Origin of the sequence: Paenibacillus popilliae ATCC 14706 (genome assembly GCF_000315235.1) — a bacterium.
In the GTDB taxonomy this organism is placed as follows: domain Bacteria; phylum Bacillota; class Bacilli; order Paenibacillales; family Paenibacillaceae; genus Paenibacillus_B; species Paenibacillus_B popilliae.
The window spans coordinates 14,819-28,718 of sequence record NZ_BALG01000015.1 but is presented as its reverse complement, the minus strand read 5'-3'; the positions used below and the strand labels follow the sequence as shown (position 1 = coordinate 28,718).

Genomic DNA, 13,900 nt, shown 5'->3' with positions numbered 1-13,900 from the left:
GATGCGGCAATTTACTTAAGGAGGAACGTCCATGTTTCAATTGGAGAAGTTCGAACTACCTACTGAAGGCGAGAAAATTACAATTCAAGACGGCAAGCTGCAAGTGCCTGACAATCCGATTATCCCGTTCATCGAAGGCGACGGAACGGGCCGCGATATTTGGCGCGCATCGAAGCGGGTGCTCGATGCCGCAGTCGAGAAGGCGTACAATAGCGAGCGCAAGTTGGCTTGGTACGAGGTGTTCGCGGGTGAGAAGGCCTACAACACATACGGCGAATGGCTGCCGAACGATACGCTGGCAGCGATTCGTGAATATATCGTCGCGATCAAGGGACCGTTGACGACCCCAATCGGCGGCGGTATCCGTTCCCTGAACGTCGCGCTTCGCCAAGAGTTGGATCTGTACACATGCTTGCGTCCGGTCCGCTATTTCAGCGGCGTCCCTTCCCCGGTCAAGCGTCCGGAATGGGTTGACATGGTCATTTTCCGAGAAAACACCGAGGATATTTATGCCGGCATTGAGTATGCTGTCGGATCGGAAGAAGTGAAGAAAGTCATTGCCTTCCTGCAGCAGGAGATGGGCGTGAAGAAAATCCGCTTCCCTGAGACTTCCGGCATCGGCATCAAGCCGGTATCTTCCGACGGCTCGAAGCGTCTTGTGCGCGCGGCGATCGAATACGCTATCACGCATAAGCGCAAGAGCGTAACGCTGGTTCACAAAGGCAACATTATGAAGTACACGGAAGGCGCGTTCAAGAACTGGGGCTACGAAGTGGCCGAGCAGGAATTCGCCGAGCAGACGTTCACTTGGGGCCAGTACGATCGCATTAAGGAAGCGGAAGGCATGGATGCGGCGAACAAGGCCCAGGCGGAAGCGGAAGCGGCGGACAAGATCATCATCAAGGACGCCATCGCCGATATTGCGCTGCAGCAAGTGCTGACACGTCCAAAGGACTTCGACGTCATCGCTACGCTGAACCTGAACGGCGACTACTTGTCCGACGCGCTGGCTGCGCAAGTTGGCGGCATCGGCATTGCGCCTGGCGCGAACATCAACTATGTGACCGGGCATGCCATCTTCGAAGCGACGCACGGAACCGCACCGAAGTATGCGGATCTCGATGTCGTCAATCCGGGCTCCGTGATTCTGTCCGGCGTCATGCTGCTGGAGCATCTAGGTTGGCAGGAAGCGGCTACCCTGATCTACAAAGGCATGGAGACAGCCATCAACAATAAGACCGTAACCTATGACTTTGCTCGTCTGATGGACAATGCAACGGAAGTAAAATGCTCGCAATTCGCTGATCATATCATTGATCATATGAAATAGGGGGGCGACGGGAATGACTATTCGACGCAACAAGATTACCGTAGTAGGTGCGGGTTTCACGGGCGCTACCACTGCTTTCATGCTCGCCCAAAAGGAACTTGGAGACGTTGTATTGGTGGATATCCCTCAACTCGAGAATCCAACCAAGGGGAAGGCGCTTGACATGTTGGAGGCAAGCCCGGTGCAAGCGTTCGACAGCCAGATTACAGGCACCTCCAACTACGAAGATACGAAGGATTCCGACATCGTCATCATTACGGCGGGTGTAGCTCGGAAGCCGGGCCTGAGCCGCGACGATCTCGTCAATACAAATGCAGGCATCGTCAAGTCCGTCTGCGAAAATGTGAAAAAGTATTGCCCGAATGCTTACGTCATTATTTTGAGCAATCCGGTCGATGCGATGACATACGCGGCATTCGAGACGCTTGACTTCCCGAAGAATCGCGTCATCGGCCAATCCGGCGTGCTGGACACGGCTCGTTACTGTACGTTCATCGCGCAGGAATTGAACGTGTCGGTGGAAGATGTCCGCGGAGTCGTACTTGGCGGACATGGCGACGATATGGTGCCGCTCGTTCGGTACACGAATGTTGGCGGCGTACCGATTGAGAAGCTGATTCCGCAGGATCGCATTGCTGCGATCGTGCAGCGCACCCGCGTCGGCGGCGGCGAGATCGTGAACCTGCTTGGCAACGGCAGCGCCTACTATGCGCCTGCAGCTTCGCTGGTACAGATGACCGAAGCGATCCTGAAGGACAAGAAGCGCATACTGCCGGTCATCGCTTACCTGGAAGGCGAATACGGCTACGACCAACTGTTCATGGGCGTATTGGCCGTACTGGGCGGCGATGGCATCGAGAAAGTGATCCAGATTGACTTGACGCCGGAAGAGCGGGCGGCACTAGACAAATCTGCCGAATCTGTGCGGAATGTTATCAAAGTTGTTGCAGGATAAATTGAAATTATGACAAATATGATAGCGATATACAGGAAGATGGCATGAAAATGGCCATCCTTCTTTGTGTTCAGAAGGATAATCTAGTATAATTAGGAAGTAAAATTGCATCCATTATAGGACTATGGAGGGAATGATCCTTATGTACACGGCTCTTGTACTATTGCATATCCTGGGCGCAGTCGCCATGGGAATTTATGCGGTTATCCCGTTTGTCGTCAATAAGCTGAAGCTCGTATCGGCACCGGGACAGGAGGGTCTGCTACTTGGCGTTCATTCCGCGAACCGGGTTGCCCAGTATGCGCTGATCGTGCAATTTCTGACGGGCGGCTATATGATTGGCACAGGCAGCTATTCCATGCTGTGGATAATGTTGACGATGGTAGTGTTCCTCGCCATTGCCGCGCTGGGCGGGATTATGGGCAAGCAGATCAAGGTTGCCCTGCAATCGGCGAAGGCCGGCCAGAGCAATACGGCAGCGATTGACAAGACGCAGATGTTCGCCACGCTGGTCTTTATTCTATTTATCATCATGGTTATTTTGATGGTCTACCGCTATATTTAATCCCAAGCGGCACAGGCACTTTGGTCACGTTCAAGGCGTCCAACTGGCTGATGTCGATTGCGCTGGCGCATGCTGATGAACGGGCTGGTTACGTCCTTCCGGCAAGAAGCAGCTGTCATGATAGGCAAAGAGAGCCCTATTCCGGGGGAATGGCGCTCTCTTTGTTATCCTTCAAGCTGCGTTGATTATTTGGGGCCGGAAAGAAGGAGCCGGTCATAATATAGCGCCAGACATCGCGGAATACATGGGCCCGCTGCAGCGCCGTTAGCACAACGAGGGCAATGATGCCGATGAAAATGCCGATCACCCCGAACAGATGAAGTCCCGCAAACAAAAAAATAAGCAGCATTAGCGGATTCAGTCCGATGCTGGAGCCGTACACCTTCGGTTCGAGGGCATGGCGCGTGATGAGAATAATCGGCCATAGCATCAGAAGTCCGGTGCCGAGAAACAGGTTGCCTTCGAAGAAGGCGAACACCGCCCACGGGACGACAATGGCGGGGATGCCGATAAGCGGAATCAGATCGACAATGCCGCCGATAATGGCGATCGTGAAGGCGTACTCAACGCCAAGAACAAGCAACCCGAGGAAAAACACGAGTGCGGTAATGCTGGATAAAATCATATGGCCCTTCACGTATCCGAAAAGGGCATGCTGCAGATCGCCGATTACGACGCCAAGGGAGGCGCGCACCCGTTCGGGTACCATATGCTTGCTCGCCGCCAGCGTATTCCACTGTTTGCTGATAAGATAGGTAGCGACCATGATGATGACGGTGATTACAGCCAGCTTGGGCAGGAACAGCACGGTCGCTTTAATAAAGTTGAATAAATAGGCGACGAGGGCCGAGCCAGTCGTCGCAATCGTGCTCGTATATTTCGAAAGGGCCGATTGCAGCTCGAGCGATGTCAGCGTTTCATTCAGATCGGACAGGATCACCTGGAATTCAGTGGAATAATAGTAATCAATCAACCAATTCCTCCACTCCGCGATCTGCTCCTGCACGAAGCCTACGATATGCCAGGACTGTGACACGACCTTGGTTGTGAAGATGAAGATCGCGAAGGTAATCATCGCTCCAAACATCAAAATGGAGGAGGTTACGGCGGTCCAGCGCGGGAACCTCCATCTCTGCTCCAAAAATCGTACGAGCGGGTTCATTATGTAGGCCAGCAGCCAGGCAATCAAGAACGGGTAAATCATCCGGAAGCCATAATAAAATAGCAGGAGAGCCCCGGCCGTAAGGATAGTTACCCATATGCCGCGAAAAATACGATGAACCAGTGTGACATTGAATAATGGCATGACGTTCTTCCTTTCTTCCTATCCAACGACGACAATGTTTCGCTGTATTTTTTTACTTTCATTTTAACAGATCGCAGCATAATTTCCAAAATGATTGCCGCCCTCCAGCGCTCGATATCTTCAACCGATACATATAGGCAAAAAAATGATGTCCGTGCGGGCGCCCGGCTTGCGCCTCGTTCTTGGTTGGACCCATTGGTTCCCATCCTTCCCGGCATCGCATCGAGCTCCGGATAACTTTGTCCGAATGTACTCGACTGATACCTCTCATATGCTATTATATTACTATAGGAAGCGGATTCACGCATTCGGCATGTCGAATCGGCGGAAGCAGAGAAGATAGAGTGGGACCCGACAGACAGCCAGATCATCGTAGAGAGACAGCGGAATATTCGAAGAGAGGGGCTTGGGTTTGCTTATGAAATCGTTTTTGCAGAGCGTATATGAGTTGATCTTGGAGACATCAACGAATCTGTCCGGCGATGTGCGCAAGGCGATCCGGGAAGCGCAAGCGCGTGAGGACGCCGCCACGTGCGCCGGACTGTCCCTAGGAACGATTGCTCGCAACATTGTGATGGCCGAGACGAAGGTCTCCCCCATCTGCCAGGATACCGGCATGCCGACGTTCATTGTGCATACTCCGGTTGGCGTGAATCAGATCCTCATGAAGCGTGACGTTCAGGAGGCGGTGAGCCGCGCGACGAAGGCAGGCAAGCTCCGCACCAATTCCGTCGATTCACTGACGGGTACGAACAGCGGAGACAATCTCGGCCGGGGAACGCCGGTCATCCATTTCGAGCAGTGGGAGCGCGACGACATCGAGGTGCGCCTTATTCTGAAAGGCGGCGGCTGCGAGAACAAGAACATCCAGTACAGCCTCCCAACGGAGCTGGAGGGCTTGGGCAAGGCGGGCCGCGATCTCGATGGCATCCGCAAATGCATCCTACATGCGGTCTATCAGGCACAGGGCCAGGGTTGCAGCGCAGGCTTCATCGGCATTGGCATCGGCGGCGATCGGACGACGGGATACGAGCTGGCGAAGCAGCAACTGTTCCGCCGCGTAGAGGATACGAATCCGATCGATGAACTGCGGCAATTGGAAGAATATATTTTGGATAAGGCGAATCAGTTGGGCATCGGCACGATGGGCTTCGGCGGCGAGGTGACGCTGCTTGGCTGCAAGATCGGGGTCATGAACCGGCTGCCGGCCAGCTTCTTCGTATCGGTTGCTTACAACTGCTGGGCTTACCGGCGCCAAGGCGTCCTGATCGACAGCGCAAGCGGAGATATTAAGGAATGGGTGTACGAGCGCGGCGGCGAGCTTCCCATGGACAGCGCGGCCGAAGCAGTGCCAGCGAAGAGCGAGAACCATCGCATCGTGCTGAACACACCGATCTCCGAGGAGCAGATTCGCTCCTTGAAGGTGGGGGATGTCGTCGTCATCAATGGAGAGATGCATACGGGACGCGATGCGTTGCATAAATATTTGATGGATCACGATGCGCCGGTCGATCTGAACGGGGCGGTCATTTATCATTGCGGCCCGGTCATGTTGAAGGATGAGGAGGGCTGGCATGTCAAGGCGGCCGGACCGACGACGAGTATTCGCGAGGAGCCGTATCAGGGCGATATCATTAAGAAATTCGGCATCCGCGCCGTCATCGGCAAAGGCGGCATGGGAGAGAAGACGCTGGCCGCGCTGCAGGAACATGGCGCCGTCTATTTGAATGCGATTGGCGGGGCGGCTCAATATTATGCGGAATGCATGAAGCAAGTGAACGGAGTCGATTTCCTCGAATTCGGTGTTCCAGAAGCGATGTGGCATCTTGAGGTTGAAGGGTTTGCGGCGATCGTGACGATGGATGCACGCGGCAACAGCCTGCATGCTGACGTCGATCGCAGCTCGTTCGAGAAGCTGGTCCAGTTCAAGGACCCTGTCTTTTCATAAGCAATAGTCTAGCCAAACGGCGCAACGGTCGGTAGGATGGAACATAGACCTACAACCTCGAGAATGAAGTGGAGAGATGCGCATGTCGCGGTTTCGCACGCGTTTGACTATGATCTTTGTGCTGTTGATCGGGATATCCGTGACGGCAGCCGGCATTTATATGGCGTCCACCTTCAAGTACAATTATATTCGCCAGCTGGAGCGGAATATGTTCCGGGAAATTATGCTCATGGAGCAGACGTTCGCCTGGCTTAAGCCAGGCGGCATGGACGACATGATTGCGTATTACAGCGGCTGGGCTGGCAAGCTTCATGACAGTGCGGATGCCCGCGTGACGTTTATTCTGGCTGACGGTACGGTCGTCGGTGATTCCGATCATAAGGCCACCGAAATGGACAATCACTTGTCACGCGAGGAGATTGTGAAGGCGCGACAGGAAGGGATTGGCTCGAATATCCGTTATAGCGAGACGCTGGGGCGAAATATGCTTTATGTTTCCAGTCCCGTACATACGTCCCATTTTGACGGGTACATTCGTCTGGCGATGAGCCTGGAGCATGTCGAGAGCAGCGTGAGGGAGCTGTGGGTGTACTTGGCGCTTGGCCTGGCGGCATTATTCGTCGCCGCCGGTATTGTCAGCTACCGGTTAGCCTTCAATCTGACGATTCCGATCGAGAATATGACCCGCGTCGCGATGCGCATTGCCCAGATGGACTACAAGGCAAGAGCTCAAGCTGTGGGGAAGGACGAGATCGGGCAGTTGGGGACGGCCATTAATGCGATGGCAGACAGCCTTCAGGTGCAGATGTCGCAAATCCGCGAGAACGAGAGCCGGCTGCAGACGGTTATGGAGCATATGATTAATGCGATCGTGATGATCGATGTGGAAGGCCAGGTGGCGCTGCTGAACCGGAAGGCTGAGCATATTCTCGGCATCCGAAGCAGGGAATGGATCGGGCGTTTGTTTAGCGAAGTCAAGGCGCCGTATGAGATGCAGCAGATGATAGTCGAAGTCGAGAAGAAGAAGCTGCTGCGCCATGAGGAGATGATGATTTATTATCCGGAGGAGCGTATGCTCGATGTAACAGTCGTCCCGGCCTATTTCACCGATCAGGAATGGGCGGGCATACTGCTGGTGATGCAGGACGTCTCGGAGATTCGGCGGCTGGAACGGATGCGGACGGAATTCGTGGCGAATGTGTCCCATGAGCTTAAGACGCCGATCGCCGCGGTCAAAGGCTTCGCCGAGACGCTGCTGAATGGAGCGATGCATGATCCGGAGATCGCGAAATCCTTCCTGCAGATTATTCAGGAGGAGAGCGAGCGCTTGAATCGGCTTATCGGCGATATTCTCGAATTGTCGAAGATCGAAGCGAAGCGGGCGGTGCTGCAATTTTCGCCGGTGGAGCTTGGAACCTTCCTGGAGCAGACGGTAGAGGTGCTGCGCAAGGAGGCGGGCAGCAAGCGCATCGAAGTCCGGCTGGAGGCGGAGCCGGATCTGTATGTCGAGGCGGATGAGGACCGGCTGCGCCAGATTATGCTCAATCTGCTCTCCAACGCGATTAGTTATACACCGGAGGGCGGACGGGTGAAGATAAGGGCTGGGGGGCTACATAATTCGGATCAGAAGGAACGGATTCGGCTGACGATTACCGATACGGGCATCGGCATTCCGAAGAAGGATCTGCCGCGCATCTTTGAACGCTTCTACCGGGTAGACAAGGATCGCTCCCGCGTATCGGGCGGAACCGGGCTGGGGCTGTCGATTGTGAAGCATCTTGTCGATGCGCATGGTGGAACGATTCGCGTGGAGAGCGAGCCGGGCGTAGGCACGACGTTCGCGATTGAGCTTCCCGTTCTTCAGGAGTGGTTGCCGGGCGGGACAGAGTAATATGTCCGGGCCATGCCCTCGTTATGTCCGCTATACCGGCGGGCGACCATGAAAAAACTCGCTATGTCAAAGGGAGGTATGTTACGATAGGTTTGCGAATCATAGCGTAAATTGGGTATAGCTGCTAGCGATAGGAATTGACTTTCGGAGGATATCATGTCTGAACGAAAAGTATTAGTTATCGAAGACGAACCGACATTGGCGCGGCTATTGTCATATAATCTGACCTTGGATGGGTACGATACGACGGTGATCGACCACGGTTCCCAAGGGCTGCAGGTGGCGCTGCATCATAAGTACGATCTTATCATCCTGGATATTATGCTGCCGGGCATGAACGGGTTCGAAGTGCTGTCCAAGCTGAGACAAGCCGGTATCCGCACGCCCGTCATCATTTTGACAGCGCGCAATGCGGAGGAAGAAGTCGTGCAGGGCTTGAAGTGCGGAGCGGACGACTACATTACGAAGCCGTTCGGCGTCGCTGAGCTGCTGGCGCGCGTCGGCGCCGTGCTGCGCCGCGCGTGGAGCGACGAGCCGTCCGAGGCGAAGGAAGCGGACGACAAAGTTATTGCGGTGGGCGATCTGCGCATTTATCCGGAGAAATATGAAGTAACGCTCCATCATGAACTGATCCCGCTGCGGCCGAAGGAGTTCGAAGTATTGCTCTATCTCGTTCAGCGCCCAGGCATGGTCATTACCCGCGACGACCTGATGAACGTAGTATGGGGCTTCGATTACATCGGCGGACAGCGGACGGTCGATGTCCATGTCAGCTCGCTGCGCAAGAAGCTGGAGATGAACCAGCGCTCCGTTCAGATCGATTCGATACGGGGTGTAGGCTACAAATTGGTCCATCATAAGAAGGTGCACGAATAGATAGTCAAGATAGGGGGGCGCCATAAGCGTCTTCCCGGTTCCCACAGCGCCCTTATCCACATCGTAGCGTTCATACTACTACCATGCAGCAATTTTATTTTATGGTTAAAAACCAATTTTCAGCATCTATAATGCTTTCGAACGACCTAAAGTCGCCTCGCTTGTTATTTTCAGCAAGCATATTTTTGAATTTACCTTTAATTCTTTGCTGATCGGTGATGACAGCAGCCGCCTTAATGCGATACATCGTGAATTTTTGTAATACTGCACCCGCTACCCCTGTTCGCAAGTTAAAAAATTCATCCGAAAGCGCCTCGCTATCAAATAAGACAAAATTAGTGTTGTTTTCTACACAGATAGAAATGATATCTGATACATTTTCTGTACAAAGCGGCGTTTCAGCAAAAGTAAAGTGTATATATTTCACCGCACCTTTATCCATGAAGACATATTCCATTTTTAAATCCTCCTTTCCATTTTGAGCAACTTCCATGTCAATATGATTAACACGATCGGCTTCATTTTCGATACCACTAATGATGTCACGTACATTTTGAATCCACTTCAACTCGTTTGTATATGATAACGTAATATTCTCATGGATCAAATCCCATACGGTCGCTTCAAGCAATGTCCTTTTAGGTGAAAAAATCATCTTTTGCTTACTGTCCTGTTGGATCATCATCTGCATTTTTATTTGATTCTCATAATCAGTAAGCAATGCATCTAATTCATTTGAATTTAATTGTTTTGACCAAGCAAGCTGAACAAGGAATGGCTTTTTAAACTCACAAGGTTCTGGTGATGAAAGCACCCAATCTTTTAGAGCTTCTAACCCTTCTTTTGTAATCGTGTAGATTTTTTTTGAAGGCAAGCTTTCTTGATGGCGAACCTCATTCGTTACAAATCCTTTATCTGATAATTCTACTAATGCCTTATATATTTGATTGCTATTACCAGACCAATACATAAAAGGCGATTCCTGAATGATTTTCTTCAAATCATATCCTGTCATAGGTTCATAACTCAAAATTCCTAAAACAGCATAATTAATTGACATCGCAATCAACCCCTTTTTAACATAGGTTAATGATAACTTATGTTAAGATCAAAGTAAAGCCTTTCTCAAATTAATCTTTTCATTGAACATGCCTCACCGCCTGCGGAACAAAACCGGCTGGCAGCGAGGCATGTTATAAGCTGACGCTTTGGGAAGCTTCAATTGACGTTTAGCCGGAACGGGATTGAATTTTTACATTCCGTTAACATACTTCCCAATTAGGCTTAACAAACAAGCTGTAAGATTCAGATTGTAGAGAACCGAAAATGAGATTACGATTCAAAGGAGTGAATTCACTTGAATAACTGGGTCAAATCAATCAGGCTGCTTACTTTGGTGGCAGTAACGGCAATCGCGCTGGCGGCATGCGGGGATAAAAGAGATGAGGCCTCGAACGCAGGCGCCGGCAATTCGGGAACGGAATCAACGCAGACAAATACATCTGAGCATATGGAAAATCAAGGCGACGAGGACAAATTATCCGGCACGATTGAGATCGACGGCTCCAGCACGGTATATCCGATGATAGAGGCAATAGCGGAAGAATTCGGCAAGGAGCATGGCAATGTCCGCGTCTCCGTAGGAACGTCCGGCACCGGCGGTGGATTCAAGCGGTTTGTCGGAGGCGAGATCGCCATCAGCAACGCTTCCCGCCCGATTAAGGACAAGGAAGCGGAAGAGGCGAAGGCGAACGGCATCGAGTATGTGGAATTGACGGTAGCTTATGACGGCTTGCCTATCGTCGTGAACAAAGACAACTCCTGGGTCGATAACATTACGCTCGACGAGCTGAAAAAAATATATGAGCCGAACTCCAAGGTGAAAACGTGGGCTGACGTCCGTGAAGGCTGGCCGAACGAGGAGATCAAAATCTACTCTCCGGGTGCGGACCATGGAACGTTCGACTATTTCACGGAAGAGATTAACGGTAAGGCGAAAGAAAGCCGCAATGACGGCCAAATTACGTTCAGCGCCGATACGAACGCTATCGTTCAAGGCGTAGCCGGAGACAAAAATGCGATCGGCTATTTCGGATACTCCTTTTTCGAGGAAAATCAAGACAAACTGAAGCTCGTTCCTGTCGATAACGGAACAGCGACGGTAGCTCCGACGATCGATGCGATTAAAGATGGAAGCTATGCCCCATTGTCCCGTCCGCTCCTTATCTACGTAAGTAAGAAGCAGATGGAGAAGCCGGAAGTGAAGGCTTATGTCGAGTACTGCCTGATGACTGCAGGAAGCATTGCGGAAGAAGTCGGCTATGTGCCGCTGCCGCAAGAGAAATATGACGAACAGTTGAACCAGCTTACGTAATTGGAAATGAAACGAAAAGTGAGGTTAGCATATGGAGGAGAATGCCCCGCAACAAGAAGTGAAGCTGACGTTCCGTAATCGCAGAATGCATTTGTCGGATAAAATTGTGCCGGTGCTGCTGTTTCTGTGTGCGGCTGTGTCCGTTCTGACGACAATAGGCATCGTCTATACGTTATTCTCGGAAGCGTGGAGCTTCTTCTCCCACGTCAATATCGCCGACTTCCTGTTCGGCACCCGATGGAGTCCGCTAATTGAGCCGAAGGCGTTCGGCATTTTGCCGCTTATCGGTGGGACGCTGCTGGTGACGCTCATCGCCTGTCTGGTCGCTATCCCGATCGGGCTGGCAAGCGCTATTTATCTGAGCGAATACGCGCCGGATCGCGTCCGCAAAATCGTCAAGCCGATTCTGGAAGTGCTTGCCGGCGTGCCGACCATTGTATACGGCTATTTCGCTCTGACCTTCGTCACGCCGATCATCCGCGAGATCTTCCCGAGCGCAGGCGTCTTCAATGCGCTCAGCGCCGGAATCGTTGTCGGCATCATGATTATTCCGATGGTCTCCTCCTTGAGCGAGGACGCGATGACCGCGGTGCCGCGCAGCCTGCGCGATGGCGCCTACGCTCTTGGGGCCACGCGCTTCGAGGTGGCGCTCAAGATTGTCGTGCCGGCCGCATTGTCTGGCATTGTCTCCTCCGGCGTGCTGGCCTTCTCGCGGGCAATCGGCGAGACGATGATTGTATCGGTAGCCGCAGGGGCGACTCCGCAGTTGACGCTGAATCCACTGGACAGCATTCAGACGATGACGGCGTACATCGTTCAAGTCAGCTTGGGCGACACGCCGCATGGATCCATTGAATACGGTACGATTTTCGCCGTCGGCATGACGTTGTTCATCATTACGTTCCTGCTCAATATATTGGCACTTTGGGTTGCACGTCGGTTTAGGGAGGAATATTGACAGATGGCGATGTTACAGGACGCGAACCGCAAGCAGATCGGCACCCGGCGGAAAATCGATTATTGCCTTCACATTCTTTTTGTTATCGCTACATTGATCGGGATCGTCGCGCTTATGGCGCTGCTCGTGAACATTATGATGGACGGCCTGTCCCGTCTCAATGTTGATTTGTTCACGAACTACCCGTCCCGCCGGCCTGCCGCTGCCGGGATGAAGTCGGCGATTGTCGGTTCGATTTATATGGTGCTCATCATGGCGCCCATCTCGTTCATTGTTGGCGTAGGGGCGGCCATTTATCTGGAGGAATACGCGAAGAAGAACGCGCTTACCCGGTTCATCCAGATGAACATCAGCACATTGGCCGGCGTTCCATCCATCGTATACGGAATTCTCGGGCTGACGATATTCGTGCGCGGCATGGGGCTTGAGCGCAGTCTGCTCTCTGGAGCGCTCACGATGACCTTGCTCGTGCTTCCCATTATTATCGTATCCGCCCAGGAGGCGATTCGGGCGGTTCCGAAGACGCGGCGCGACGCTTCATTCGCTCTCGGCGCGACGAAATGGCAGACGGTCTCCCGTTCGGTCATGCCATCGGCCCTCTCCGGCATTTTGACCGGCGTCATCCTGGCCTTATCCCGGGCGATCGGCGAGACCGCGCCGCTCATTATGATCGGCGCCTTGACGTTCGTCGCCTTTCTCCCGAATAGCCTGTTGGATCAGTTCACCGTTATGCCAATCCAGATTTTCAATTGGGTATCGCGGCCGCAACTGGCGTTCCATGAGTTGGCCGCAGCGGGCATTATCGTGTTGCTGGCGCTGCTCATCCTGATGAACCTGTCAGCCGTGCTGTTGCGCAACAAATATCAGAAGAACAGATAAGGAGACGATCGTATGACGACGGTGGCGACAATATGGAATACGGCAACCGTGCCGGAATTGAAACCTATCATTAACATAGACGGCTTGAATTTGTATTACGGCACCTACCACGCGCTCAAGAACGTGTCGATGACGATTCCCGAGAAGGCGGTTACCGCGTTCATCGGCCCTTCCGGCTGTGGCAAGTCGACGCTGCTGCGGACGCTGAATCGAATGAACGATATGATTGCCGGCACGCGCATCGAGGGGCGGATAGAGATTGCCGGTACCCCTATTTACAGCAATGAAGTCGATGTGGAGACGCTGCGCAAAAAAGTAGGTATGGTCTTTCAGCAGCCGAACCCTTTTCCGAAATCAATATATGACAATATTGCGTATGGCCCGCGGCTTCATGGCATTCGCAATAAGGCGAAGCTGGATGAGATCGTCGAGCAGAGCCTGCGTTCCGCCGTGTTGTGGGATGAAGTGAAAGATTATTTGAAGCGGTCGGCATTCAGTCTGTCCGGGGGGCAGCAGCAGCGCCTCTGCATTGCGCGCGCGTTGGCGGTGAATCCCGAGATTCTGCTGATGGATGAAGCGACATCCGCGCTGGATCCGATCTCGACGTTGAAGATTGAGGAACTGGCACAGGAACTGAAGCATCAATATACGATTGTCATGGTCACGCACAATATGCATCAAGCCGCCCGCGTGTCGGATCAGACCGTCTTTTTCCTCAATGGGGAAGTGGTTGAGTTCGATCAGACGGAGACGCTGTTCTCCAATCCGAGCGACAAGCGGACGGAAGAATATATTACGGGACGCTTCGGCTAAAAAGG

General features: G+C 52.7%; 12 protein-coding genes. 10 read left to right on the top strand and 2 right to left on the bottom strand.

Translation table 11 applies throughout. The annotated features are described in order from the left end of the window. Positions 1 to 31: 31 nt before the first annotated feature. From icd to PPOP_RS01030, 3 genes are all read left to right on the top strand, one after another. Positions 32 to 1,330: an NADP-dependent isocitrate dehydrogenase gene (icd, locus tag PPOP_RS01040; protein WP_006284132.1), complete on the top strand. Its 1,299-nt coding sequence runs from the start codon at positions 32 to 34 to the stop codon at positions 1,328 to 1,330. A gap of 13 nt (positions 1,331 to 1,343) precedes the next feature. Further along, a complete protein-coding gene (gene mdh, locus PPOP_RS01035) occupies positions 1,344 to 2,285 on the top strand; it encodes a malate dehydrogenase (RefSeq protein WP_006284130.1) in 942 nt (313 codons plus the stop codon). 142 nt (positions 2,286 to 2,427) lie between these two features. Further along, positions 2,428 to 2,850: a hypothetical protein gene (locus PPOP_RS01030; protein ID WP_042226910.1), complete on the top strand. Its 423-nt coding sequence runs from the start codon at positions 2,428 to 2,430 to the stop codon at positions 2,848 to 2,850. Between the two features lie 136 nt (positions 2,851 to 2,986). On the opposite strand, the gene ytvI is transcribed toward PPOP_RS01030, so the two are convergent. Continuing rightward, entirely contained in the window at positions 2,987 to 4,156 is a 1,170-nt protein-coding gene (gene ytvI / locus PPOP_RS01025) for a sporulation integral membrane protein YtvI (RefSeq protein ID WP_042226908.1), read from the bottom strand. A gap of 418 nt (positions 4,157 to 4,574) precedes the next feature. Here ytvI and PPOP_RS01020 point away from each other — a divergent pair, with 418 nt between their 5' ends. The 3 genes from PPOP_RS01020 (at position 4,575) to PPOP_RS01010 (ending at position 8,871) form a co-directional block, all read left to right on the top strand. Next, positions 4,575 to 6,104, top strand: a complete 1,530-nt coding sequence (locus PPOP_RS01020) for a fumarate hydratase (protein WP_042226906.1) — start codon at positions 4,575 to 4,577, stop codon at positions 6,102 to 6,104. A gap of 82 nt (positions 6,105 to 6,186) precedes the next feature. Then, complete coding sequence (gene pnpS, locus PPOP_RS01015; RefSeq protein WP_006284124.1) at positions 6,187 to 7,995, top strand: two-component system histidine kinase PnpS; 1,809 nt, start codon at positions 6,187 to 6,189, stop codon at positions 7,993 to 7,995. A gap of 156 nt (positions 7,996 to 8,151) precedes the next feature. Beyond that, a complete protein-coding gene (locus tag PPOP_RS01010) occupies positions 8,152 to 8,871 on the top strand; it encodes a response regulator transcription factor (protein ID WP_006284121.1) in 720 nt (239 codons plus the stop codon). A 94-nt stretch (positions 8,872 to 8,965) separates the two neighbouring features. Here PPOP_RS01010 and PPOP_RS01005 read toward each other — a convergent pair whose 3' ends face one another. Beyond that, positions 8,966 to 9,931, bottom strand: coding sequence for a DUF4180 domain-containing protein (locus tag PPOP_RS01005; RefSeq protein WP_006284119.1), 966 nt, complete (start codon positions 9,929 to 9,931; stop codon positions 8,966 to 8,968). A gap of 297 nt (positions 9,932 to 10,228) precedes the next feature. Here PPOP_RS01005 and PPOP_RS01000 point away from each other — a divergent pair, with 297 nt between their 5' ends. The 4 genes from PPOP_RS01000 to pstB are packed head-to-tail and all read left to right on the top strand — an operon-like array spanning position 10,229 to position 13,895. Beyond that, on the top strand, positions 10,229 to 11,245 hold the full coding sequence (locus PPOP_RS01000; protein WP_006284118.1) for a PstS family phosphate ABC transporter substrate-binding protein: 1,017 nt from the start codon (positions 10,229 to 10,231) through the stop codon (positions 11,243 to 11,245). 31 nt (positions 11,246 to 11,276) lie between these two features. Continuing rightward, positions 11,277 to 12,203 carry a phosphate ABC transporter permease subunit PstC gene (gene pstC, locus PPOP_RS00995; protein WP_006284117.1) on the top strand — a complete coding sequence of 309 codons (927 nt, stop codon included), beginning with the start codon at positions 11,277 to 11,279 and terminating at the stop codon, positions 12,201 to 12,203. A 3-nt stretch (positions 12,204 to 12,206) separates the two neighbouring features. After that, a complete protein-coding gene (gene pstA / locus PPOP_RS00990) occupies positions 12,207 to 13,082 on the top strand; it encodes a phosphate ABC transporter permease PstA (RefSeq protein ID WP_006284116.1) in 876 nt (291 codons plus the stop codon). A 12-nt stretch (positions 13,083 to 13,094) separates the two neighbouring features. Next, positions 13,095 to 13,895 (top strand): phosphate ABC transporter ATP-binding protein PstB, encoded by an 801-nt coding sequence (gene pstB / locus PPOP_RS00985; protein ID WP_006284115.1) that lies wholly within the window; start codon positions 13,095 to 13,097, stop codon positions 13,893 to 13,895. The last annotated feature ends 5 nt before the right edge of the window (positions 13,896 to 13,900 follow it).